This window comes from Lentzea tibetensis, from assembly GCF_007845675.1.
Classification (GTDB): Bacteria; Actinomycetota; Actinomycetes; order Mycobacteriales; family Pseudonocardiaceae; genus Lentzea; species Lentzea tibetensis.
The window spans coordinates 14,799-38,157 of sequence record NZ_VOBR01000047.1; the positions used below are offsets into that span (position 1 = coordinate 14,799).

General features: G+C 71.1%; 21 protein-coding genes. 10 read left to right on the forward strand and 11 right to left on the reverse strand.

Translation table 11 applies throughout. The features are described 5' to 3' along the window. Positions 1–157 precede the first annotated feature (157 nt). Genes FKR81_RS40580 through FKR81_RS40590 form a run of 4 tightly spaced genes read left to right on the forward strand, consistent with a single transcriptional unit; the run spans position 158 to position 5,767 of the window. Positions 158–856 carry a hypothetical protein gene (locus tag FKR81_RS40580; RefSeq protein WP_186763469.1) on the forward strand — a complete coding sequence of 233 codons (699 nt, stop codon included), beginning with the start codon at positions 158–160 and terminating at the stop codon, positions 854–856. After that, the gene (locus tag FKR81_RS40585; protein WP_146360521.1) at positions 844–2,352 is read left to right on the forward strand and encodes a DNA polymerase Y family protein; all 1,509 of its coding nucleotides are present in this window, start codon (positions 844–846) and stop codon (positions 2,350–2,352) included. The genes FKR81_RS40580 and FKR81_RS40585 overlap by 13 nt, the downstream gene beginning before the upstream one ends. Further along, a complete protein-coding gene (locus tag FKR81_RS45755) occupies positions 2,352–2,474 on the forward strand; it encodes a hypothetical protein (protein WP_268891613.1) in 123 nt (40 codons plus the stop codon). Before FKR81_RS40585 ends, FKR81_RS45755 begins: the two co-directional genes overlap by 1 nt. Continuing rightward, positions 2,474–5,767, forward strand: coding sequence for an error-prone DNA polymerase (locus FKR81_RS40590; protein WP_146360523.1), 3,294 nt, complete (start codon positions 2,474–2,476; stop codon positions 5,765–5,767). Before FKR81_RS45755 ends, FKR81_RS40590 begins: the two co-directional genes overlap by 1 nt. Here FKR81_RS40590 and FKR81_RS40595 read toward each other — a convergent pair. Continuing rightward, a complete protein-coding gene (locus FKR81_RS40595; RefSeq protein ID WP_146360525.1) occupies positions 5,744–6,673 on the reverse strand; it encodes a hypothetical protein in 930 nt (309 codons plus the stop codon). The two genes, FKR81_RS40590 and FKR81_RS40595, sit on opposite strands and share 24 nt — an antisense overlap. A gap of 154 nt (positions 6,674–6,827) precedes the next feature. Next, positions 6,828–7,787, reverse strand: a complete 960-nt coding sequence (locus FKR81_RS40600; protein WP_222598574.1) for a hypothetical protein — start codon at positions 7,785–7,787, stop codon at positions 6,828–6,830. Positions 7,788–7,833: 46 nt separating this feature from the next. Here FKR81_RS40600 and FKR81_RS40605 point away from each other — a divergent pair, with 46 nt between their 5' ends. Both FKR81_RS40605 and FKR81_RS40610 read left to right on the forward strand, forming a co-directional pair. Continuing rightward, the gene (locus FKR81_RS40605; protein ID WP_186763470.1) at positions 7,834–8,433 is read left to right on the forward strand and encodes a TetR/AcrR family transcriptional regulator; all 600 of its coding nucleotides are present in this window, start codon (positions 7,834–7,836) and stop codon (positions 8,431–8,433) included. Between the two features lie 198 nt (positions 8,434–8,631). Then, positions 8,632–11,652: an AfsR/SARP family transcriptional regulator gene (locus tag FKR81_RS40610; RefSeq protein ID WP_146360530.1), complete on the forward strand. Its 3,021-nt coding sequence runs from the start codon at positions 8,632–8,634 to the stop codon at positions 11,650–11,652. Here FKR81_RS40610 and FKR81_RS40615 read toward each other — a convergent pair. After that, complete coding sequence (locus FKR81_RS40615) at positions 11,630–12,193, reverse strand: dihydrofolate reductase family protein (protein ID WP_146360532.1); 564 nt, start codon at positions 12,191–12,193, stop codon at positions 11,630–11,632. The two genes, FKR81_RS40610 and FKR81_RS40615, sit on opposite strands and share 23 nt — an antisense overlap. 69 nt (positions 12,194–12,262) lie before the next feature. Between FKR81_RS40615 and FKR81_RS40620 the strand changes: the two genes are divergently transcribed. Beyond that, positions 12,263–12,826: a TetR/AcrR family transcriptional regulator gene (locus FKR81_RS40620; RefSeq protein WP_146360534.1), complete on the forward strand. Its 564-nt coding sequence runs from the start codon at positions 12,263–12,265 to the stop codon at positions 12,824–12,826. Between the two features lie 57 nt (positions 12,827–12,883). On the opposite strand, the gene FKR81_RS40625 is transcribed toward FKR81_RS40620, so the two are convergent. The 4 genes from FKR81_RS40625 to FKR81_RS40640 are packed head-to-tail and all read right to left on the reverse strand — an operon-like array spanning position 12,884 to position 16,200. Beyond that, positions 12,884–13,177: a DUF3017 domain-containing protein gene (locus FKR81_RS40625; RefSeq protein ID WP_146360555.1), complete on the reverse strand. Its 294-nt coding sequence runs from the start codon at positions 13,175–13,177 to the stop codon at positions 12,884–12,886. 22 nt (positions 13,178–13,199) lie between these two features. Then, positions 13,200–14,057 (reverse strand): bifunctional methylenetetrahydrofolate dehydrogenase/methenyltetrahydrofolate cyclohydrolase, encoded by an 858-nt coding sequence (locus FKR81_RS40630; RefSeq protein WP_146360536.1) that lies wholly within the window; start codon positions 14,055–14,057, stop codon positions 13,200–13,202. Beyond that, positions 14,054–15,052 carry a DMT family transporter gene (locus FKR81_RS40635; RefSeq protein WP_146360538.1) on the reverse strand — a complete coding sequence of 333 codons (999 nt, stop codon included), beginning with the start codon at positions 15,050–15,052 and terminating at the stop codon, positions 14,054–14,056. The genes FKR81_RS40630 and FKR81_RS40635 overlap by 4 nt, the downstream gene beginning before the upstream one ends. Further along, on the reverse strand, positions 15,049–16,200 hold the full coding sequence (locus tag FKR81_RS40640) for an MFS transporter (protein ID WP_186763471.1): 1,152 nt from the start codon (positions 16,198–16,200) through the stop codon (positions 15,049–15,051). Before FKR81_RS40640 ends, FKR81_RS40635 begins: the two co-directional genes overlap by 4 nt. Positions 16,201–16,365: 165 nt before the next feature. Between FKR81_RS40640 and FKR81_RS40645 the strand changes: the two genes are divergently transcribed. After that, positions 16,366–18,963: a TNT domain-containing protein gene (locus tag FKR81_RS40645; RefSeq protein WP_146360542.1), complete on the forward strand. Its 2,598-nt coding sequence runs from the start codon at positions 16,366–16,368 to the stop codon at positions 18,961–18,963. 218 nt (positions 18,964–19,181) lie between these two features. Here FKR81_RS40645 and FKR81_RS40650 read toward each other — a convergent pair whose 3' ends face one another. Beyond that, the gene (locus FKR81_RS40650) at positions 19,182–19,769 is read right to left on the reverse strand and encodes a pentapeptide repeat-containing protein (RefSeq protein ID WP_146360557.1); all 588 of its coding nucleotides are present in this window, start codon (positions 19,767–19,769) and stop codon (positions 19,182–19,184) included. A gap of 90 nt (positions 19,770–19,859) precedes the next feature. Between FKR81_RS40650 and FKR81_RS40655 the strand changes: the two genes are divergently transcribed. Continuing rightward, positions 19,860–20,840 carry a malate dehydrogenase gene (locus FKR81_RS40655; RefSeq protein ID WP_146360544.1) on the forward strand — a complete coding sequence of 327 codons (981 nt, stop codon included), beginning with the start codon at positions 19,860–19,862 and terminating at the stop codon, positions 20,838–20,840. A 3-nt stretch (positions 20,841–20,843) separates the two neighbouring features. Then, positions 20,844–21,659: an inositol monophosphatase family protein gene (locus FKR81_RS40660; RefSeq protein WP_146360546.1), complete on the forward strand. Its 816-nt coding sequence runs from the start codon at positions 20,844–20,846 to the stop codon at positions 21,657–21,659. Here the strand turns inward: FKR81_RS40660 and FKR81_RS40665 are convergent. From FKR81_RS40665 to FKR81_RS40675, 3 genes are read right to left on the reverse strand one after another with little or no spacing between them, the layout of a single operon-like run. Then, positions 21,656–21,847, reverse strand: a complete 192-nt coding sequence (locus FKR81_RS40665) for a DUF1918 domain-containing protein (RefSeq protein WP_146360548.1) — start codon at positions 21,845–21,847, stop codon at positions 21,656–21,658. The genes FKR81_RS40660 and FKR81_RS40665 overlap by 4 nt on opposite strands. A 56-nt stretch (positions 21,848–21,903) precedes the next feature. Further along, positions 21,904–22,281 (reverse strand): bacteriophage spanin2 family protein, encoded by a 378-nt coding sequence (locus FKR81_RS40670; RefSeq protein ID WP_146360550.1) that lies wholly within the window; start codon positions 22,279–22,281, stop codon positions 21,904–21,906. After that, entirely contained in the window at positions 22,281–22,997 is a 717-nt protein-coding gene (locus tag FKR81_RS40675) for an ATP-binding cassette domain-containing protein (protein ID WP_235922205.1), read from the reverse strand. Before FKR81_RS40675 ends, FKR81_RS40670 begins: the two co-directional genes overlap by 1 nt. Between the last annotated feature and the right edge of the window lie 362 nt (positions 22,998–23,359).

Genomic DNA, 23,359 nt, shown 5'->3' on the forward strand with positions numbered 1-23,359 from the left:
CCAGATCGGGTGCATCGGGAGGCATTGACAGCGGGGTGGCCCGACGCGCTAACCTGTCCCCGTTGTTCGAACGCATGTTCGAACAGACTTGGAGTCGCCGAACTTCCCGCGGTGGCCGCGCTCAGGGGTGCGCGCGGTCGGGACGGGAGGTGGGCAGGTGTCGACGTCGGCTACAGCGACGCTGGTCGCGCTCGGGGTGAACCCGGCCAGCGAGCTGACGGGGACGACTGCCGACCAGACCACGGGGCGGGTCCTGCCGGTTCGCGGGGAACTGGCGGACCTGCTGCCGTGGGGCGGCTTGCGACGGGGCAGCACGGTGTCCGTGGGCGGATCAACATCGTTGCTGCTCGCGTTGCTGGCGGGCGCGACCGCGGACGGCTGTTGGGCGGCCGTGGTCGGCCTGCCGCATCTCGGTGTGCTCGCCGCGGCCGAACTGGGCGTGGCGGTACCCAGGCTCGCGCTCGTCCCGCGACCGGGTGGGGAGCCCGGCGCGGTGATCGCCGCGCTGCTCGACGGCATCGACCTCGTGGCGGTGGAGGTCACGAGGTCGGTGTCGCCCAGCCTCGCGCGGCGGCTTTCCGCGCGAGCTCGTCAGCGCAAGGCCGTGCTGCTGGCGTTCGGCAGCTGGCCCGGTGCCGACGTCGAGCTGCACGTCGTCGGGACGCGCTGGGAGGGACTCGGCCGGGGCCACGGGAAGCTCCGCTCGCAGACGCTCACCGTGCGGGTCGGTGGCCGCGGTGCCGCGGCTCGGCCACGACACGTCGAGCTCGATCTGGTCGGCGGCGGGAAGGTCGTCCTCCAAGGTGACGACTGGAACGGTGCGCCCGCCAGGAAGGGGCCGACATGCGCCTCCTGATGGTCTGGTGCCCGGACTGGCCGGTGATCGCCGCCGCCGCGACGGAGTCACTCCCACCGCACGTGCCCGCCGCCGTGGCCAAGGGCAACGCGATCGTCGCCTGCTCGGCCATCGCCCGAGCCGAAGGCGTCCGCAGAGGCATGCGCAAACGCCAGGCCCAGGAACGCTGCCCGGAACTGAAGGTGTTCGAGGCGGACCCGACGAGAGACGCCAGGCTGTTCGAACCGGTGGCCGCGGCGGTGGAGGAACTGGCACCGGGCATCGAGGTCGTCCGCCCCGGCCTGGTCGCGGTGGCCGCGAAGGGGCCGCTCGGCTACTTCGACGGCCCGGAACGGGCAGCGGAACGCGTGGTGGACCACGTCGCGCACACGGCGGGCGTCGAGGCGCAGGTGGGCATCGCGGAAGGCCTGTTCGCCGCGACGCTGGCCGCGCACCGGGGAGTGATCGTCCCGGAGGGCGGGAGTGCGGAGTTCCTCGCCCCGCTGGGCATACAGGAGCTGAACGACCCGGACCTGGTGGACCTGTTGCGCCGCCTGGGTTTGCGCACGCTCGGTGCGTTCGCCGCACTGCCGGAACGCGCCGTCGCGGACCGCTTCGGCGGACCCGCGGTGCAAGCCCACCGACGAGCGCGGGCACTGGAGGACCGGCCCGTCGACAAGCGCACACCGCCCGAGGACCTCGAGGTGGTGCAACAGTTCGACCCACCGGTCGAGCGCGTCGACCAGGCCGCGTTCGCCGCGAAAGCCCTCGCGGAACGGCTGCACGCCGAGCTGACCGCCAAGGGGTTCGCGTGCACCAGGCTCGGCATCCACGCGAACACCGAGAACGACGAGGAGCTGCACCGGGTGTGGCGGTGCGCGGAACCGTTGACACCGCGCGGAATCGCAGACCGGGTGCGCTGGCAGCTCGACGGCTGGCTCACCCGTGAGGCGCTCACCGCGGGCGTCACCACGCTCAGGCTCGTCCCCGAGGAGCTCGTGGACGCGGCGGCACTGCAGTTCGGGCTGTGGGGCCACGACCAGGGAGCGGAACGGGCGGCGCGCGCACTCGTGCACGTGCAGGGCCTGCTGGGCCCGGAAGGCGTGTTCACCGCGGTGCTCGGCGGGGGAAGAGGACCGGAGGACCAGATCAAGCTCGTCCCGTGGGGCGACGAGAGGACGCCGCGGCACGACCCCGCCCAGCCTTGGCCCGGACGGCTCAACGGTCCTTCTCCGGCAACGGTGAAGAGCCGATCGGCCACCGTTGTGGACAACGCAGGTCAGGACATAGGTGTGACCGGACGCAACGAACTGACTGGCGCACCAATGCAATTCGCGGTGAACGGGGGACCACTTCAGGACGTGGTTGCGTGGTCGGGTCCGTGGCCGGTGGACGAGAGGTGGTGGGAACCGGACACGGCGCGCCGCGCGGCCCGGTTGCAGCTGATCGCAGGAGGAACAGCGTTCCTGCTCGTCCGCGAGGACGGCGAATGGACGGTGGAAGGGATGTACGACTGATGTTCGACGACTGGTTCGAGACGGGGACGCAGGACCCCGCGTACACGACCGAGTTCGGCTGGGAACCCTTGCCGGACAACGTGATTCCGCTCCCGCGACGGGCGCCTGACGAGACCGTCTGATGGGCTGGAACAACCCGCCCGTCCGCTGGCGGGAGCTCGAACGCGCGCTCTCCGGCAAACCGTTCGAGCAGCAGGGCGACGGCGGCGACAGTCCGGCGTGGACACATCACCGCGACCGCTACGTCGCGCCGTCCGAGCTCGAGCTCAGGGTCGACGAACGGGCCACGACGCGGACGCGCGTGCCCTACGCCGAGCTGCACTGCCACTCCAACTTCAGCTTCCTCGACGGCGCCAGCCATCCCGAGGAACTGGTGGAGGCGGCCCACCAGCTCGGCCTCGACGCGATCGCGCTGACCGACCACGACGGCATGTACGGCGTGGTCCGGTTCGCCGAGGCCGCCAAGGAGCTCGGCGTGAAGACGGTGTTCGGCGCCGAGCTGAGCATCGGGCTGGAGACCGTCCCGAACGGCGTCGCCGACCCCGAAGGCGACCACCTGCTCCTGCTCGCCACCAGGGACGACGGCTACCACCGGCTGTGCCGCACCATCACCACCGGCCAGCTCGCCCGCGGCAGCGAGAAGGGCAAACCGCAGTACTCGCTGGATGAGATCGCCGAGGACACGCGTGACCACGTCGTCGTGCTCACCGGCTGCCGCAAGGGTTCCGTGCGGCGCGCACTGGACCGCGAGGGTCCCGCGGCCGCCATCGCGGAACTGCGCAGGCTGGTCGCGCTGTTCGGCGCGGAACGCGTGTTCGTCGAGCTCGTCGACCACGGCTACCCCGACGACAGCACGCGCAACGACCTGCTCGACGCCATGGCCGCCGAGCTCGGGCTGCCGACGGTCGCGACGAACGCCGTGCACTACGCGACCGTCGGCCGCGGACGGCTGGCCGCCGCCATGGCCGCGGTGCGCGCGAGACGCAGCCTCGACGAGATGGCGGGCTGGCTGCCGCCCGCGCCCGCCGCGTTCCTGCGCTCCGGCGAGGAGATGGCCCGCCGGTTCGCCCGCTTCCCCGGCGCCGTGCACCGCGCCGCGCTGCTCGGCGTGCAGTGCGCGTTCGACCTGCGGCTCGTCGCACCGAAACTGCCGCCGTTCGACGTGCCCGAAGGGCTCGACGAGGACGCGCACCTGCGCCAGCTCACCCACCGCGGCGCGGTGCACCGCTACGGCACGCCCGAGCAGAACCCCAAGGCCTACCGGCAGATCGAGCACGAGCTGAAGGTCATCTCCGAGCTCGGCTTCCCCGGCTACTTCCTCGTCGTCCACGACATCGTCGACTTCTGCCTGCGTCACGACATCCTGTGCCAGGGCAGGGGATCGGCCGCGAACTCGGCGGTGTGCTTCGCGCTCGGCATCACGAACGTCGACGCGGTCAAGTTCGACCTGCTCTTCGAACGCTTCCTCGCACCCGCCCGCGACGGGCCACCGGACATCGACCTCGACATCGAGTCCGACCGGCGCGAGGAGGTGATCCAGTACGTCTACACGAAGTACGGCCGCAGACACGCCGCGCAGGTCGCGAACGTGATCAGCTACCGGGCCAGGTCCGCGGTGCGCGACATGGCTCGCGCGCTCGGCCACAGCCCCGGCCAGCAGGACGCGTGGAGCAAGCAGATCGACCGCTGGGGCCCGCTGCGCACCACCACGGACGACTGCGAGATCCCGCGGTCCGTGCTGGACATGGCCGCGCAGCTGGAGAACTTCCCGCGCCACCTGGGCATCCACTCCGGCGGCATGGTCATCTGCGACCGCCCGGTCAGCGAGGTGTGCCCGGTCGAGCGCGCCCGGATGGACAAGCGCACGGTCCTGCAGTGGGACAAGGACGACTGCGCGTCCATCGGGCTGGTGAAGTTCGACCTCCTCGGCCTCGGCATGCTCTCCGCGCTGCACTACGCGATCGACCTGGTGCGCGAGCACGAGGACGTCCAGGTCGACATGTGGCAGATCGACCTCACCGACCAGCACGTCTACGCGATGCTGCAGAAGGCGGACTCGGTCGGCGTGTTCCAGGTGGAGAGCCGCGCGCAGATGGCCACGCTGCCCCGGCTGAAGCCGCGCGACTTCTACGACCTGGTCGTCGAGGTCGCGCTGATCAGGCCAGGCCCCATCCAGGGCGGCTCGGTGCACCCGTACATCCGGCGCCGCAACAAGGTCGAGGAGTGGGAGCACGACCACCCGCTGCTGGCGAACGCGCTGGAGAAGACCTACGGCGTGCCGCTGTTCCAGGAGCAGCTGATGCAGATCGCGGTCGACGTCGGCGGCTTCACCGCCGCCGAGGCCGACGAGCTGCGCCGCGCGATGGGCGCCAAGCGGTCCACCGCGCGGATGGAACGGCTGCGCGAACGGTTCTACGCGGGCTGCGCCGCCAACGACATCGGCGAGGAGCTGGCAGGCCGGATCTACGCGAAGCTCCTGGCGTTCGCCAACTTCGGCTTCCCGGAAAGCCACGCGCTGTCGTTCGCGCACCTCGTGTTCGTCAGCGCCTACTTCAAGCTCTACCACCCGGCCGCGTTCTGCGCGGCACTGCTGCGCGCGCAGCCGATGGGCTTCTACTCGCCGCAGTCGCTGGTCGCGGACGCCCGCAGGCACGGGGTGACCGTGCTCGGCCCGGACGTCAACGCGTCGCTCCCGCATGCCACGCTGGAGGTCGTCGACGCCAAGCAGGCCGTGCGCATCGGGCTCACCGCCGTGCGCACGATCAGCCAGAAGATCGCGGACAGGATCGTTGCCGCGCAACCGTTCCGCGACATGGTCGACTTCGGTGAACGAGTGCAGCTCACCACCGCTCAGGTCGAGGCGCTGGCCACCGCGGGCGCCTTCGCGTGCTTCGGCGTCGAACGGCGCTCGGCGCTGTGGGCGGCGGGCGCGGTCGCCGCGATCCGCCAGGACCGCCTGCCGGGCACCGAGGTCGGCACCGTCGCACCCGCACTGCCGGGCATGGACGACGTCGAGCTCGCGTCCGCCGACGTGTGGGCCACCGGCCTGTCACCGGACAGCTTCCCGACCCAGTTCGTCCGCGCCCGCCTCGACTCGCTCGGCGCGTTGCCGGTGACGTCGCTGGGGTCGGTCGAACCGGGCACGCGGGTGCTGATCGGCGGCGCCGTGACGCACCGGCAGCGGCCCGCGACCGCGGGCGGCGTCACGTTCCTCAACATCGAGGACGAGACCGGGATGGTGAACGTCGTGTGCACCACCGGGCTGTGGGCCCGGTACCGGCGGGTCGCGCGCACCAGCTCGGCGCTGCTGGTGCGCGGGATCGTCGAGTCCGCCGAGGGCGTGGTCAGCATCCAGGCAGATCGGTTGCAACACCTCGACCTGCGGATCCCGTCACGGTCGCGCGACTTCCGCTGACGGCAGCCTGGCGTCGAGGTACTTCCTCGCGACCTCGAGCGGTTCGGCGATGACGGAGGCCTCGACCTGCTCACCCGGCCGGCGCCAGTCGTACTTCTCGGGACCTCCCGGCTCGGTGGACGTGAGGGCGGCGCAGAGCCGGGCCTGCGTGACCAGCGCCCGCCACAGCACGGGGTGGCTGCGCGGGTGGAAGTCGCGGAACAGGTCGGTGACCGGCGCGCATGCGAGGTGCAGCGCGCTCGCTCGGTCGGAGTACGCCTCGTCGAACTCGCCGAACCGCATGACACGCGCGGTGCGCTCGCCCACCTGGACGATCAGCGCCTGTCCCGCGGTCTCGACCAGACCCGAGGGCAGGCCCTGCAGATAGGGCTCATCGGCGGGGTGCTCCATCTCGTACTCCGTCTCGGCGTACGGGTCGTACGGCAGCTCGGGCTGCTGCGCCGCGAACGTGAAGTGGTCGGTGAGCGCCCACGCCAGCAGCTTGGCCATGCCGTACCGGGTGCGGATCTCCGGATCGAGGCGGAGGTCGACCCGCGTCAGCCCGTCCTGCATGAGGTGGAAGATCGCCACCGGCGCGAGGACGCGGTGCACGATCGACCTCAGGTAGTACCCGTCGTCCGACAACCACCCCCGGCCGGGCTCGAGGTCACCGTTCCGCGCCGTCCTGGCCAGCCCCGCGATCCGGCTCTGCAGGTCCTCGCCGCGTTCGCCGAGCTGGAAGAGGAGCGGCTCGGTCACCTCGTACAGGCGTTTCCGCGCTTCGTACTCGTAGTCGAGCCGGGCCTGCCGGTGGGCGGACTGGGACTGGATCCGGCGCTGCGTGGTGTAGCTCAGTCCTGCGCTGGCCAGCGCCACCGTGATCGACGTCGCCGATGCGACGAGTGCGACAACAACTGCGGGTTCCACGGCGCACCTCTCGGCCAGTGTCTGCCAACCTTGGTCATCATGGTGCAGATCCAGTCGTACGACCCCGACTGGCAGCAGGCCGGACTCACCGGGCGTGCGCAGGGACGCCGAGCGCGGCAGCGAGATCGTTCGGCAGGCACACGGTGCACCCGCGCTAAGACGGTGTTGTTCGACGGGGTTCAGCACGAGTTCGAGAACTGGCGAGCCCGAGCACGATGATCGCCACCGCGCCGAACACGACGTCGCCCGCGAGGTCGGGTCCGCCCAGCTCCGGCTTGACCGGGAACGCGGTCCACACGTAGGTCAGCGTCGCACCGGCGGCCAGTGCGAAGCGGTGCCGCTGGTCCCAGCCCTGCCCGCGTGACCACCGGGACACCAGCAGGACGCCCGAAACCACCAGCAGGCACCACACCGAGACACCGATCCACTCGTACCAGCCGGCCGTGATGAGCACCGACGGTCCCCAGTAGAGGCTGGTGCCCAGCAGGGACACCACGCCGACGAGCCACGGCGATGGCGCGACACCGGCCACCGGGCCGGAACGCGGCCGAACCCGGAGTGCGGCCACCACCAGCAGCGCGATCACGACGGTGATCCCGGCCAGCTGGGCCGGGGAGGCGATGAAGTGCTCCTCCGAGTAGTTGCCGAGGAACACGAGCGTCGCGCCGAGCGTGAACAGCACGAAGACCACGGTCAGGCCGGTGCGGCCGAGCCACGGCGTGGTCCGCCGCGCGGGCACGAAGGTCTCCACGATCGCGATCGGCACGCAGATGCTCCACACCGCGTGCAGCGCGAGGATCGCCTGGGTCAGCTCGACGCTCATCCCCAGCGCGGGCAGGTACGACGGGCCGTGCAGCAGGTCCTGTCCCGCGTACGAGGGGTTCCACAGCAGCTGGTCGACCGGCCCCTCCTCGATCAACGCGTACGCGGCCGCCAGCAGGAACATCGTCGGCCAGCCCGCGAACCGTCTGCCCAGCTCGCGGACGAGCACCGCGCCGCAGCCGTAGAGCGGAGCCAGCAGCAGGCCGAGCCAGAGCTGGCCGAACCCGAGGTTCCCCAGCAGGTACTCGCCGACGAACGGCGCCAACAGGAACAAGCCGATGACCGGTGCCAACGCATCCCCCAATTACCAATGCGGTCGTATTGGTAATCTACCGGACATGGCGAGGAAGGTCGACGTCGAACAGCACGAGCAGCGCAAGGAGGCCATCGTGCAGGCGGTGTGGCGGCTCGTCGCGCGGGCCGGGCTGGAGGCGGTGAGCCTGCGCGAGGTCGCGGCCGAGGCTCACGTGTCGATGGGCCGCGTGCAGCACTACTTCCGCACCAAGGACGAGATGCTGCTGTACGGGCTGAAGCTCGCGCAGGACCGCATGCGCGTCCGCATCGAGCAACGGCTGCCGTCCGACGACGAGGGCGTCCTGCGCGCGGCGGTGGACGAGCTGCTCGGCGACGATCCCGACACCCGTCAGGCGGTGCGGGTGTGGGTCGCGTTCCTCGGGCGGGCGCTGGAGGACCCGCGGGTCGCGAAGCTGCTCTACGCCGACGACGTGGAGCTGCGCGCGTTCACCGCAGGCGTGGTCAGCGCGGCGAACCCGGCGCTGGACGCCGAGCGGGAGGCGCACATCATCTGGTCCTTGGCGAACAGCCTCGCCGCAGAGGTCGCGTGCGGAGAAACCACGGCTCATACCGCCAGAACCACACTGCGCTACCACCTCGATCGAGTGCTCGGCGGCGGCGGGGAACCCTCCCTCCCCCTGTGACCCAAAGAGAGGGTTCCCCGCCGCTGGAATCCGTCCCGCCCCCCCCGGCGGCGGCCGGATGCGCACAAGGCTGGCGAACGGCGGTACATCGCGGGTACATCCGCAGTACGGACGATCAGCGGCTCCCCAGGCGCGGTTGATGACGCAGAGCTATCAGCCGAGCTGCCGGGGCGTCGTGATCTGTGCCACCCTTCTGCCGTGTTCTTCCGGGTACTGGGTGCCGTCGGCGTCGTCCGTTCCGACGGCGCGCCGGTCGTGCTCCGTGCGGCGAAGCAACGCGTGCTGCTGTCCGCGCTGCTCCTCAACGCCAACGAGTGGGTGCGCGGCGACCAGCTGATCGACTTCATCTGGGGCGAGACGCCGCCGAGATCGGCCGTCGCGAACCTCAAGACGTACGTGTGGGAGCTGCGCCGCCTCCTCGCCGAGGACCGGATCACCAGCGGCCAGGGCGGTTACCGCATCGCCGTCGCGCGCGACGAGCTGGACGTGTTCGTCTTCACCGACCAGGTGCGGCACGAGGAGTTCGCCGAGGCCTTGTCGCTGTGGCGCGGTGAACCGTTCGGCGAGTTGGCCGCGGGCGGCGTGGACGCGGTGCGCGGCAGGCTGCTGGAGTCGTGGTTCCACGCGCAGGAGGGACTCGCCGCCGCCGAGCTCGCGGCCGGCAGGCACGCCCACGCCGTGGCGGCGCTGCGCGGGCTCGTCGCCGACCACCCGTTCCGCGAGGAGTCGCGCGGGATGCTGATGATGGCGCTGTACCGGGCGGGCAGGCAGGCGGAGGCGCTGGAGGTCTACGAGGACGGCCGCCGCGTGCTCGACGAGGAGCTCGGTCTGCTTCCCGGCGCCGAGCTGCGCAGGCTGCACTCCGAGATCCTCAACCAGGACGTCGCACTGGACCTGCCGCGCCGCGTGCCGGTTCAGCTGCCCGCGGACGTGCGCGGCTTCACCGGCCGCGACGAGATGCTGCGCATGCTGGACGACGTGCTGGCAGGCACCTCGACGACCGTCGTGGTGTCCGCCATCGCGGGCACCGCCGGTGTCGGGAAGACCGCGCTGGCCGTGCACTGGGCGCACCGCATCCGCAAGCACTTCCCGGACGGCCAGCTCTACCTGAACCTGCGCGGCCACGGCGCCGGCTCACCGCTCACGCCGGTGCAGGCGCTGGAGCGGTTGCTGACCGCGCTCGGCGTCGAGTCCGGCAAGTCCGTCGACGTCGACGAAGCCGCCGCCGCGTACCGCTCGGCACTGGCCGACCAGCGCGTGCTCGTGGTGCTGGACAACGCGTTCGACGCCGACCAGGTCCGCCCGCTGCTGCCGGGAACGCCCGGCTCGCTGGTGCTGATCACCAGCCGCAACCGGCTCGACGGCCTGGTCGCGCGGGACGGCGCGCAGCGGCTCGTGCTGGACGTGCTGAGCCGCAGGGACGCGCGCGGCGTGCTGGAGCAGGTGCTCGGCGCGTCACGGGTCAGCGCGGAACCGGAGGCCGTGCGCGAGCTGGTCGAGCTGTGCGCGCGGCTGCCACTGGCGTTGCGCATCGCGGCCGCGAACCTCCTGGCCAGGCCCGGACGTTCGGTCGCGGACTACGTCACCGAGCTGCGCGGCGGTGACCTGCTCGCCGCGCTGACCGTGCCCGGCGACCCGGACACGGCCGTCCGCGCCGCGCTCGACCTGTCGTACACGGCGATGGATCCGTTGGCGCGCAAGCTGTTCCGGCTCATGGGCCTGGTGCCTGGCCGGGACATCACACCTTCCGCGGTCACCGCGCTCGCGGACATCTCCCAGCGGGACGCGGTGACCGGGCTGCAGGCCCTCGCTGCCGCGCATCTCGTCGACGAGCACGCGACCGGCCGGTTCACGTTCCACGACCTGCTGCGGCTCTGCGCGCTCGAGCGGTGCCGCGAGGAGGACCCGGTCGAGGCGCGCAACGCCGCGCTGGAGCGGATGGCGCTGCACTACGGGCTGATGGCGCGCGATGTCATGCGCACGGTCGACCCCCGGCCGTACCGCGACCTGCTTGCCGGCGAGGGCACCGAGTTCCCCGACGAGCAGGCGGCCATGACGTGGCTCGACCGCGAGATGGCCAACCTCGTCGCCGTCGCGCAGGAGTCCGCGCAGCGCGGCAGCATCACCGTCGCCACCCAGTTGTGCGTCGCGCTCAGCAGCCACTTCGAGCGGCACCGCACGATGGTCGAGTGGATCGGCACCACCGAGGCGGTGCTCGCGGGGGCGTGCCGGGTGAACGACCTGACCGCGCAGGCGTACGGGTTGATGGGACTGGCCAGCGCGTACTGGAGCCAGTGCGAGTACAAGCAGGCGCTGGTGCTGCTCGAACAGGCCCGGCCGATCGTCGAGGCCGACGTGGAGATGCTGCGCACCCCGCTGCTCGCCAACTTCGGGCGCACCTACATCTCGATGGGGCGGCTGCGGGACAGCGCGGACTGCTACCGGCAGCTGCTGGAGCTGGCGCGGCAGACGTCGAACCTGCCGTCACTGGTCGGCGCGCTCGCGATCTACGGCGACGTGCACTGGGAGCTCGGCGAGCTGCACCGGGCCTACGAGCTGCACACCGAGTCCATCGCGGTCGCGCACAGCGCCGGACTGCGCACCGGTGTCGCGCTCGGCGAGACCCACGCTGGCCGGTCCGCACAGGCACTCGGCCTGCTCGACCAGGCCGTCGAGCACTACCTCACCGGGCTCGACCTGTGCCGCGAGCAGGGCGACCCGGTCGAGGATGCGGGCAACCTCGCCAACCTCAGCGGCGCCTACCGCGACCTCGGCCGGTACGACGACGCGCTGCGCACGGCACGGGAGTCCCTCGCGATCTCCACCCGCATCGGGATGCCGCGCACCCAGACGAGCGCGCGGCACGTGCTCGGCTCGACCTACTTCCTGCTGCACCGGTACGACGAGGCGCGCGTGGAGCTGGAGACGGCGCTCCACCTCTCGTCGTCGCATCCGCGCGGCCGCTGGGACACCCTGGTCTCGCTGGCGGACCTGCACCACGCGCTCGGTGCGGCGGAGCGGGCACGTGACCTCGCCGAACAGGCGTTGGCAGGCAGCCGCGAGACCGGCCACCGGCTGATCTACGCGGAGGCGCTGCGGGTGCTCGCGGAGATCGACGGCGGAGAGCTCCAGCGCCTGGACGAAGCGCTGGAGCTGCACCGGCTTTCGGGCTATCGGTTGGGTGTGGAGCGCGTGCTCAGCTCTTCGCGTAGGTCATGAACGCGACCCCGCTGTCGAACCGCCGGACGTCGGTGAGCTGGAACCGGCTGGTGTCGACCTTGCCGTCGAACAGCCCGATGCCCGCACCGAACACGACCGGGTGAAGCTTGAGCAGCAGGCCGTCGATCTCCGGGAGCAGCTCGGCGGCCAGCCTGCCGCCACCGCACAGCCAGATGTCCGCGCCGTCCTCCTGCTTGAGCTCGCGCACCTTCTCCAGCGGGTTCGTGGAGATCACCTCGACGTCGTCAGGGGTGCCGGTGATCGTGCTGGAGATGACGTACTGGCGCAGGTGCGCGTACGGGCTCGGCAGCCCGCCGGGCACCTGGTAGGTGTTGCGGCCCATGAGGACGGTGTCGAAGTGCCGGTTCGGCGCGTCGGTGATGCCGACCATCTCCCGGAACTGCACGGGCAGCGTCTCCGGGTACTCCTCCGTGAGCGCCTGCATGTGGTCGCCCTCGAAGACGAACCCGTCGAACGTGCCGTCCTCCGCGGCGATGAACCCGTCGAGCGTCGTCGCGACGTAGTAGATCAGCTTTCGCATCAGGTTCCCCTCTCGCTGTAACCACTACGAGCATAGTACTCTGGCCGTAGTGGTCAAGGAGGTTTTGCGATGCGGCGAAATCCGGAGCGACGCGGCCTGCTGCTCGACGCGGCGGTCGAGGTGCTCGCGCGCGAAGGCGCGCGCGGGTTGACCTATCGCGCCGTCGACACCGAGGCCGGGGTGCCCGCGGGCACGGCGTCCAACTACTTCCCCAACCGGGACGACCTGCTGCACCAGATCTCGGTGAAGATCCACGAGCGGCTGATGCCGTCGGAGGAGTCGATCGAGGAGTCCCTCGCGCTGCCGAGGGACAAGCGCCTCGTCGAGCGGTTCATGCACGACATCGTGGCTCGCGCGGACGCCGACCGGGCCTCGTACCTGGCGATGATGGAGCTGCGGCTGGAGGCGACCAGACGGCCGTCGCTGCGGACTGCGCTGACCAAGACGATCTCCGACAACCTCGACTTCAACATCGGGTTCCACGTCGAGGCCGGGCTGCCGGGGGACCGGACCACGGTCGTGCTGCTGTACCTCGCGATGAGCCAGCTGATCGTGGAGCGCCTGACGCTGCCCGACGTTCTGTCCACTGTGGACCAGGATGCGCTGGTCGCCGCGATGGTCGACCGGTTCTGACCGCTCGCGACAAAGGCCCCTCGCGACTCGATCGCAAGGGGCCTTTTCGTTGGCGTGCTAGCGGGTCAGCGGCCCACCGGTGATGGTGATCGCCACGATGATCACCGTGATGCCGAACGCGGAGTAGAGCAACGCGTCGACGGCCCGGCTGCGGATCGCGATCAGGCCGGCCTGCTCGTCCGTCACGAGCATGCGCAGCAGCGCGGCGAGCAGCAGCGCGATGCCGATGAGCACCGCGCCCTCGCGCCAGTAGTACATGACGATCCGCAGCAGGCCGAGCAGCGTCACGCCGAGCACGAGCGCGAACGGGAGGTGCTTCCCCGCGGCGGAGCGCCAGCGCTGCTCGGACATCAGTGCCGCCGCCTCGGTGTCGTCAGGCCGTCGCATCGCGACGCTCGGCGGCTTCGACGGTGTTGGTCAGCAGCATGGCGATCGTCATCGGGCCCGAGCCGCCGGGGATCGGCGCCAGGTGCCCGGCGACCTCCGCGACGCCGGGGTCGACGTCGCCGACCAGTCCGTTCTCGGTGCGCGTGATGCCGACGTCGACGACCGCCGCACCCGGCTTCACCATGTCCGCGGTGATCAGGCCGGGGCTGCCAGCGCCCGCGATAACGATGTCCGCGCGCCGCACCTCGGCCGCGAGGTCCTTGGTGCCGGTGTGGCACAGGGTCACCGTCGCGTTCTCGGAACGGCGGGTCAGCAGCAGACCGATCGGCCGTCCGACGGTCACGCCGCGGCCGACGACGGTGACGTTCGCGCCAGCGATCGGCACGTCGTAGCGGCGCAGCAGCTCGAGGATGCCGCGCGGCGTCGCGGGCAGCGGCGCTTCCTTGCCGAGCACGAGGCGGCCCAGGTTCACCGGGTGCAGGCCGTCGCCGTCCTTGGCGGGGTCGATGCGCTCGAGGATCGCGTTCGAGTCGAGGTGCTTGGGCAGCGGCAGCTGCACGATGTACGCGGTGACCGCCGGGTCCGCGTTGAGGTCGTCGATGACGGCCTCGAGCTCGGCCTGCGTGGTCTCCTCCGGCAGGTCGCGGCGGATCGAGTTGATCCCGACCTTCGCGCACGCCGCGTGCTTGCCCTTCACGTACGAGTGCGAGCCGGGATCGTCACCGACCAGCACGGTCGCCAGCCCCACCTGCACCCCACGGGCGGCGAGCGCGGCGACTCGCTCGCGCAGGTCTCCGAAGAGCGCGTCGCGGGTTTCCCGACCGTTCAGAAGCGTCGCAGTCACCTCCGCATCCTCCCACTCGGGAGCACGGCGACGACGACCGACACCAGGGTGAGCGCCCCGCCCACGAGCGTCGAGGTCGCCAGCTGGCCCCGGACCGCGTCGAGCGCGACGGCACCGGCGAGCTGTCCGCACACCGAGCACAGGCCGACCATCAGCACCCCGATGAACCGCACGGACCAGATCGCGCCGCCCACGCCGGCGATCCCCAGTGCGCCGCCGAGGTACAGCCACCACTCGCGGGGCAGCGCGTCCGGCAGGCCGCGCGCGGTGACGTCGACGCTCGACACCACGAGCAGTGCGAGGGTGCCGGTGGTGAAGTTGAGCAGCGTCGTCACGCCCGCGTTGCCCGACGCCTCGCGCACCAGGCCGTTGACCGCCTGCTGCCAGCCGAGCAGCCCACCGGCGATGAGCGGCAGCACGGCGAACCACAGCCTGCTCGGCTGGTCGAACTCGTGCGACACCGCGATCATCACGGCGACCACCGCGATCAGCGCGCCCGCGACGCGCGGGCCGGTCAGCGGCTTCGGCACGCCGGGGCCGAGTCCGGCGCGGTCGACGAGGAGGCTGCTCACGAGCTGCCCGGTCACCACGGCCACGGTGAACACGGCGACACCGATGGTCGCGACCGTCAGTCCCTGCGAGGCCACCAGGAACGCACCGCACGTACCGCCGATGCACTGCCACCAGCGCAGCCGCCGCGTTCCCCCCGCGTTCCTTCCCTTTGCGGGAACGAACGGGGCCTCACCTCGAGTTCCTCCCGATCGGGCGATGTGGACAGACGGGTTTCGCAACGCTGCGTACAACTTGGCGATGCCGCGGCGACCCGGTCGGGTCGTCGGCACAGCCAGCAGGAGGAGCAGCAGGCCGCCGACGAACGAGATCAGCGCGGCGAGGAAGCCGTCCTGCAGGACGCGGCCGAGCTCACCGATGAGCCGCCCCTGCACGGCGACCGCGACACCACCGAGCGCGGCGAGGAAGCAGCCGAGCGCCTTCACCGGCGCACCCGCAGCGCCAGGCCGGCCGCCAGCAGGGCGATCAGAGCCGCGAGAGCCGTCGCGGCCCACGCGCCGACGTGGTCGAGCAGCCAGCCGGCCACCGGGAGCGCGACCGCGCTGCCCAGGGTCTGCGCGGTCGACATCCAGCCGAACGCCTCCGCCTGCCGGCCCGCGGGGGCGAGTGACGCGATCAGCGAGTTGTTCGCCGCGATCGTCGGCGCGATCACCACGCCGCCGACGGCCAGGACCGCGGCGACCAGCCACGGCGACGACTGGTGGAACGCGGGCGCCAGCGCGGCCAGCCCGAGCGCGGTCAGCAGGATCCGCAGCGGGAAGCGCGGCGGACCCGTCCAGCGCGCCACGACCAGGCCGCCCAGCAGCGCCGCGCCGCTCCACACGCCCGCGAGCACACCGGCCAGCGCGGGCCGGCCGCCGTCGCGCGCCCACGCGATCAGCACCAGGTCGACCGACACGATGGCCGCCACCAGCGCCATCGACACGGTCAAGCCCGACAACAACGGCCCGTCGCGCAGGAGATGCCCGCCGCCCGCGGCCCGGGGCAGCGGTGTGTCGACACCGGCCCGGCGCACCGCGACCGCGAACCCCAGCGCACCGGCCACCGCCAGCACGCCGCACAGCCACGTCGCCGAGCGCGGTGAGAAGAACGCCACCGTGAACGCCGCGATCGTCGGGCCCACCACGTACAGCAGCTCCTGCCACGACGCCTCGAGGGTGAACACGCGCTGCAACGCCTGCCCCGAGGTGAGCCGGGGCCACGCCGCCCGCGCGATCTGCGCGACCGGAGGCATCGCCAGGCCCACCAGGACGGCGACCACCACGGCTAACGGCCAGTACGCACCCGGCAGCACCGACGGCAGCAATCCGAGCACGCCGATGCCCAGTCCGTACGACAGGGCCGTTGCGACGAGCAGCCGCGCCGCCGGGGCCCGGTCGGCCGCGCGCCCGCGCAGCGGTCCGGCGATCCCGAGCCCGATCGTGAGCCCGGCGCCGACCGCTCCGGCGACCGCGTACGACCCCGTCCAGCCGGCGACGAGGAACGACAACGCGACCGGTGTCGCCGCCTGGTGCAGGCGGCCGAGCAGCGCCCACGCGAAGAGGGGGCGCAGTCCAGGGGTCGCGACGAGCATGTCGACACTGTGCCGGACAGCACCGACAAATCCTGTCGAGACGGTCATGATCGGCTTTTTCGTTACGGCAGAACCGAGCTAAGGTCAAGGTCACCCGGATGGTTCGGCCGTTCGGCGTAGCGGTGGCCGTGTGCGATCCGGGGAGTTGCGAGAGAAGATGTCAGCGTGTCCGAGCCGAAGCCGTTGAACCCGACAGAGCAAGACGCTCTGGTGAAGCAGATCGGCCTGACCCTGATGCGCGCCGCCCCGGAGGACTGGCGTCAGGTCGTCGCCGAGTACCGCGCAACCGGCAGGTACTTCGAGTTGGCCGCGGAGCTGAAGCTCGCGGACGGCTCGGTGCACGGCTGGGCGCCGCCGCAGGACGTCGCCGCGCTGTTCGCCCGCTTGCGCGCGGGCATGCACCGCGAGGGTCGCGGCAGCTGGAGCAACGCCCGCTACCAGCTCGACCACCCGTCCAGCTACAACCTGGACTTCGACCGGGCCGAGCCCAAGTGGCAGACGCCCCCGCCGCAGCAGGCGTACGTCGACGAGATGCGCTTCTTCCCGCGCGTCGAGGAGAACGTGCCGGACTGGCTGCGCCGCAGGCTGGGGCCACCGCCTCCGCAGCAGCCGCCGCCTCCGCCGCCCCAGCAGGCACCGCCGCAGCGCGGGTTCCGCACCGCCCGCGTGTTCGACGGCGCCGGACCGAACGGCCGCCCGTCGGTCAACCGCCCGCCGGTGCCGGAGCACGAGCTGCAGCAGCTGCTCGACTACCTGGACGACGCGCCGGTCGCGGTCAGCGGCCGCGGCTTCGACGCGGACGTGCTCGCCGCCGACGCACCGCAGGTCGTGCCCGCCGGTTTCCAGACCGACGGCCACTGGATCTGGCCCGCCGCGGTCAGCTACTACCTGCGCGCCTACGGCGTTCCGCCGGAGGCCGAGCTGGTCGAACGAGTCAGATCGGCCGACTTCGAACTGCCCGAGGTGCCGGAGGACGCGAGGCTCGCCGCCGCGGCCAACCTCGGTGCCCCGGCCGCGCCTCCCGGCACCCAGCTGCCCGTCGCCGTGCTCCCGGCCGCCGAAGCCGACGAGCCCGACGAGCAGCCTGCCGAGGCCGGCGCGACGCAGCTGTTCGAACCCGTCGAGGTCGAGCCCGAGCCGCAGGACGACGTCGCCGAGGACACCTCGCCCGACGAGCTCACCGAGACGGTGGAGGACCTCGTCGAACCCGCGCAGGAACCCGAGGAGCTCACCGACCGGACCGTCGTGGTCGGGCCGGTCGAGGACACCGCCAACCTGCCCGCCGTCGACGAACCCCAAGGACCGCCTTATCGGGTGACTTTCGACGAGGACGGCGTCCCCGATCAGGTGGACGACCGGCGCCTGCGCGAGACCTACATGGACGGCATGGACCTGTTCGCGCCGCACGCGGACGAGCGTCCGCGTGTGGAAGCCGTGCAGGAGACCATGGCGTGGTCTCCCGACCAGGAGCACGACACCGCCGAGCAGGACGTCGTCCAGGAGACGATGGCGTGGTCCCCGGACGAGGTCGAGGAACGCCCGCAGCCAGACCCGGTGCAGGACACCATGGCCTGGTCCCCTGACCTGACCGAGGAACGCCCGCTGCCGGATCCCGTCCAGGACACGATGGCCTGGTCGCCCGAGCAGACCGAGGAACGGCCGCGGCCGGACGCGGTGCAGGACACCGCGGCGTGGTCGCCCGACCTGTCGGACGACACCGCTCAGCAGGACGCCATCCAGGACACGATGGCCTGGAGCCCGGTGCTCGACGAGCCGGAGCCGGAGACCGCCGCCGAGCTCACCGAGGAGCACCCGGTCGTCGAAGCCGACGAGCCGGACCTCGCCGAGCCGGAGCTGATCCCCACCACCGGGCACTTCGACGTGGCCGCGGACCTGCGCGACCACACGACAGAGTTCGACGCGGTCGTCGAGCAGCAGCCCGAACCGGAACCCGAGCCGGAGCCCGAACCCCGCCAGGTCTCCTCCGAGGAGGAGACCAAGATCGTCGGCACGCGCCGCGCGCTCGACGACCTCGCGGTCCCGCAGGGCGCGTACCGGATCGGCGGCGAGCCGTCGGACCGGACGTGGCACGTGCAGCTGGACGGCGACGCGTGGCAGGTCGCCTGGTTCGACCACGGCCCGAAGCACGCGCAGCGGTTCGAACGGGTCGAGGACGCGTCCGCGTACCTCATCGGCAAGCTCGTCCTCGGCAACTTCCGCAACGTGCCGAGGCCGCCGCCCCCGCGTCCGCAACCGCCGGCGACCAACGGCTTCCGCGAGGAGCCGCGCCGCCCGGTCCTGCCGCCGCGCCCGCCCGAGCCGGTGGCGCCCGTCGCGCCGCCTGCCGCACCTCCGCTCGCCGTGCCACCGCCCGTGCGGCAGGAGGAGCAGCCCGCCAAGCGGTCGTGGCCGATCTCGCCGATGAACGGTGAGCCGCCGCTGACGTTGTTCCGCCACAAGCAGATGTTCGAGCTGCCCGCGGGCACCGAGGTCGACCGGTACGGCGACCCGACCGGCAACCTCGCCTACGTGGCGGGCACGCCGTTCCCCGAGCGGTCGCTCGTGCCGTCGTGGGTCAAGCGGCCGTACCGCGTGTACCGGCTGCGCAGGCCCGTCGAGGTGCTGACGGGTGTCGCGGTGCCGTGGTTCGAGCAGCCCGGTGGCGGCACGGCCTACCTGTTCCCCAAGTCGCTGGAGGACATGGTCGCCGACGGCGCGCTGGTCGAGATCACGGCCGACGTCCACTCGATGCCCAAGCAGTAGCCGCACGACAAGCCCAGCCGCAACGAGCTCAGCCGCAACGTGAAGCAGGGGTCCCCGCCAGGGGGACCCCTGATTTCATTTTTCCACGCGACACCGACAATTTCGGGCCGCCGGCGGGAGTTGTCCACAGGTTCGGGGTTGCAGGCCCGAACTATCCACAGGCCCGAGCTGTGCACAGCCAGAGCCGTGCACAGGCCCAACGAGCCCGCGGCAGTTTCCTACTCGACCACGAGCCCGTAGGCGGCGGCGAACGCGACAGCCGTCTCGAGATCCACCCGAGCCCCACCCAACTGGGCCTGCCGCAAAGCGTTGGCGTCCAACCGCGCCCCGCGCAGATCAGCCCCGGCCAGCTTGGCCCCGAGCAGCCGCGCCCCACCGAGGTCGGCCTCCCGCAGATCGGTCCCGCTCAGATCGGCGTGCTCCAGGTTGGTCTCGCGCAACCGCTGCCCCCGCAACGACAGCTTCTGCAGCGGAGCCCGCACGAAGCTCGCGAGCGTGAAGTCCGTCTCGACGAAGGAGATCGGCCGCAGCCGGCAGTCGACGAACATCGACCCCATCAGGCTGCACGACGAGAACGAGGTCCCACCCAGCGTGGTCTCCACGAACTTGCACGACCGGAACGCGGTGGCGGTGTGCGACGACTCGCCCAGGTCGGCGCGCGTGAAGTCGCACTCGGTGAAGGTGCAGTTGGACGTGACGAGCTCGCGCAGGTCGGCGTCCGTGAAATCGCAGTTCACGAAGGACCGCTGCTCCCACTTCTCCCCTGGCAGCACGGCATCGGAGTAGTCCTCGTCGATGATGTCCACGGTCACACTCTGGCACCGTCCACCTGTTGGTAACGTGCGGGTTGCCGGGCGACCCGCCCGACCCAGGTCAACGAGGATTCGGGAAGGCTCATGACCCGCACGCCCGTGAACGTCACCGTCACCGGTGCGGCCGGCCAGATCGGCTACGCACTGCTGTTCCGCATCGCCTCCGGCCACCTGCTCGGCCCCGATGTCCCGGTCCGCCTGCGTCTGCTGGAGATCACGCCCGCGCTCAAGGCCGCCGAGGGCACGGCGATGGAGCTCGACGACTGCGCGTTCCCGCTCCTGTCCGGCATCGACATCACCGACGACGCCAAGACCGCGTTCGACGGCGTGAACGTCGCGCTGCTCGTCGGCGCCCGCCCGCGCACGAAGGGCATGGAGCGCGGCGACCTGCTCGAGGCCAACGGCGGCATCTTCAAGCCGCAGGGCCAGGCCATCAACGCCGGTGCCGCGGACGACGTGCGCGTGCTGGTCGTCGGCAACCCGGCCAACACCAACGCGCTCATCGCGCAGCAGCACGCGCCGGACGTCCCGGCCGGCCGCTTCACCGCGATGACCCGCCTCGACCACAACCGCGCCCTGTCGCAGCTGTCGAAGAAGCTGGGCGTGCCGGTGTCCGAGATCAAGAACATGACGATCTGGGGCAACCACTCCGCCACGCAGTACCCGGACCTGTTCCACGCCGAGGTCGGTGGCCAGACCGCCGCCGCGGCCGTGAACGACCAGGCGTGGCTGGAGAACGACTTCATCCCGACCGTCGCGAAGCGCGGTGCGGCGATCATCGAGGCCCGCGGCGCTTCGTCGGCCGCGTCGGCCGCCAACGCGGCGATCGACCACATCTACGACTGGGTCAACGGCACCGAGTGGACCTCGATGGCGGTGCCGTCGGACGGCTCCTACGGCGTGCCCGAAGGCCTCATCTCGTCGTTCCCGGTCAAGGTCGAGAACGGTGAGTACCAGATCATCCAGGGCCTCGAGATCGACGAGTTCTCCCGTGCCCGCATCGACGCCTCCGTGGCCGAGCTGGCCGAGGAGCGCGACGCGGTCAAGGGCCTGGGCCTGATCTGATCCGTGCGGATCAACTGGCCAGTTCCAGACCCGGAGCTCCCGGCAGGCGTGCACCCCGCGCTCGCTGACGCCGCCCGTGCGGCGTCAGCGGCGTACGGGCGCGCCCGTCAGCTCCACACGCGTCTGGAGCTGCGCGAGGAAGTGGCCGACGGCGCGGACGGCACGCCGACCATGCGCGTGGACCGGATCGTCGAGGACGCGATCCTCGACTCCATCCACCGCAACAAGGTGAACCTGCTGTCGGAAGAAGCGGGCTTCGTCGACAACGGCTCCGCGCTCACGCTCGTGATCGACCCCGTCGACGGCTCCGCGAACGCCGCGTTCGGCGTCCCGCTGTCGTGCTTCGCCGGCGCGGTCGTCGAGGACGGCAAGCCGACCGAAGCGCTCACGACGTGGTTCGACACCGGCCGCGCGTGGTGGGCCCGCACCGGTGAGCCGACACCGTTCCGCACGACCGGGCGCACGACGCTCGACGGCGCCGCGGTGTGCTTGATGCGTCCCAAGCGGGGCACGGAGGAAGCGTGGGCGCGCGTGGCGAGCCGCGCGGACCGGATTCGCGTCCTGTGCACGACCTGCCTCGAGACGATGCTCGTCGCCGAGGGAACGGTGGACGCCTTCGCCGACGTCGGCTCGGACACCCACCGCATCATGGACCTCGCGACCGCGATCGTGACGGTGCCCGCCGCCGGTGGTGTGCTCGTGGACCTCAACGGCCGTCCGTTCGACTTCGAACCGGACCTCAGCCGACGCTGGTCAGGGGTGGCGGCAGCGACTCCTCAGCTGGCTGAGGAGCTGATCGCGACGGTGCTGCGGCCCTAATCGGCCGCGCGCGGTTCGACGATGCAGTCGGGACCGGGGAACACCAGTCCTTCGTGTCCGTCGGAGAAGCGGACGAGATAGGGCGGCGCGCCGTCGGAGCCGCGAACCTCGAGGATCTCGCCCAGGCGTTCCTCGATGCCCACAGTCCGACTGTGGACGTGCAGCCTGTCGCCAACTGTTGCGTGCATTACGTCACCTCCGGTGGGTCCAAGACTAGGACGCCACCGGAGGTCAGCAACAGGTGTCAGCCTGCGCAGGCTTGGCTGACTTTCGCGACGAGATCAGCCTTCTGCTGCACCCAGTCCGCGGCCGAGCTGACGTTGCCCATGCCCTTCGCGGCCTCTTCCAGCGCGGTCTTCACCTGCTGGTCGGGCGACTGCGCGGCGAGCTTCTCCAGCTCCTCGGCCTTGGCCTTGGTGTCCTCGAGCGCCTTCTGCGGGTCACTCATGTCCGGGGTCCACGCCAGCAGCCCGACGGCGTCGGCGCAGGCCTTCGCCTTGTCGATGCCCTGGCTGACCTGGTTGGCCTTGTCGGACGCTTCGTTGAGGGCGTCGCAGCCGGTCACCCCACCGGCCACCCCGAGCGCCATGGCCAGTGCTACCAGTGGACGAGCTACGCGCATCAATGTCTCCTTTGCCCGAATGTTTCCACCGACTCTACCGACTTGCGTGCGTACAAACGGCGGATCACGTCGTCGATCACCGGTTCGACCACGGCGAGGTCGTGGACCTCGACGTGCCGCACCACCTCGGTGATCAGCGCGGCCGCGGTGGTGTCGGCACGCCGGAACGTGAGGTGGTGGCGCAGCCCTCCCGCCTCGCTGCGCACCTCTGTGACGCCTGGCAGCTCCGGGAGGTTGAGTGGTTCGCGCAGATCGATGACCAGCACGCGTTCCGGCGTGACCTCCGCGCGCAGCTCGGCGAGCGGGCCGTCGGCGAGCACCGTGCCGTGGTCGATCACCATCAGCCGCGGGCACAGCCGTTCGATGTCGTCCAGGTCGTGCGTGGTCAGCAGGAGCGTCGTGCCCTTCTGGTTGAGGCCGGCCAGGAACTCCCGCAGCCGCTCCTTGGAGTGCAGGTCGAGCCCGATCGTCGGCTCGTCGAGCACCAGCAGCTCCGGCGCGTGCAGCAGCGCCGCGGTGACCTCGCCGCGCATCCGCTGCCCCAGCGACAGCTGGCGCACCGGGGTGTCCAGGAACGGCGCCATGTCGAGCAGGTCGACGCACTCGTCGAGCCGCTTCCGGTGATCCGCCAGGGAAACCCGGTAGATCGACCGCAGCAACGCGAAGCTGTCCCGCAGCGGCAGGTCCCACCACAGCTGACTGCGCTGCCCGCACACGATCCACATAAGAAGTGGTGGACGGAGTCGATTCTACCAGGGGAAACGGCCTGTTTCATGATCGAGTAACTGTGTGCGTTGCCGTGTGGGTCGGCCCACGGTTTGCAGGCCCAGGAGCAGCGACAACGGTGTGTAGACCGAGCGGCATTGCCCCCCGCATGAGTGCTCTTGGGGTGAGCGGCGCAAGATCGACATGGGCGGCACGGCCAAATCGACGATGAACCGCCCCACCTCGCGAAAGACATCCCAGGAGCTTGAATGTCAAGCAGCAGCCTTCTCGACACGATGCGACCAGGCGGTCGCCTCGTCGTAGTGCGTGCGGGTTTTGAGGCAGCCATGCAGGATGCCGACGCACCGGTTGG

What these genes read in the sequence shown, in the direction of transcription:
- FKR81_RS40585 (WP_146360521.1), top strand. Translation starts at nt 844, where the DNA reads ATGCGCCTCCTGATGGTCTGGTGCCCGGACTGGCCGGTGATCGCCGCC.
- FKR81_RS45755 (WP_268891613.1), top strand. Translation starts at nt 2,352, where the DNA reads ATGTTCGACGACTGGTTCGAGACGGGGACGCAGGACCCCGCGTACACG.
- FKR81_RS40590 (WP_146360523.1), top strand. Translation starts at nt 2,474, where the DNA reads ATGGGCTGGAACAACCCGCCCGTCCGCTGGCGGGAGCTCGAACGCGCG.
- FKR81_RS40605 (WP_186763470.1), top strand. Translation starts at nt 7,834, where the DNA reads ATGGCGAGGAAGGTCGACGTCGAACAGCACGAGCAGCGCAAGGAGGCC.
- FKR81_RS40615 (WP_146360532.1), bottom strand. Translation starts at nt 12,193, where the DNA reads ATGCGAAAGCTGATCTACTACGTCGCGACGACGCTCGACGGGTTCATC.
- FKR81_RS40620 (WP_146360534.1), top strand. Translation starts at nt 12,263, where the DNA reads ATGCGGCGAAATCCGGAGCGACGCGGCCTGCTGCTCGACGCGGCGGTC.
- FKR81_RS40625 (WP_146360555.1), bottom strand. Translation starts at nt 13,177, where the DNA reads ATGTCCGAGCAGCGCTGGCGCTCCGCCGCGGGGAAGCACCTCCCGTTC.
- FKR81_RS40640 (WP_186763471.1), bottom strand. Translation starts at nt 16,200, where the DNA reads ATGCTCGTCGCGACCCCTGGACTGCGCCCCCTCTTCGCGTGGGCGCTG.
- FKR81_RS40655 (WP_146360544.1), top strand. Translation starts at nt 19,860, where the DNA reads ATGACCCGCACGCCCGTGAACGTCACCGTCACCGGTGCGGCCGGCCAG.
- FKR81_RS40665 (WP_146360548.1), bottom strand. Translation starts at nt 21,847, where the DNA reads ATGCACGCAACAGTTGGCGACAGGCTGCACGTCCACAGTCGGACTGTG.
- FKR81_RS40670 (WP_146360550.1), bottom strand. Translation starts at nt 22,281, where the DNA reads ATGCGCGTAGCTCGTCCACTGGTAGCACTGGCCATGGCGCTCGGGGTG.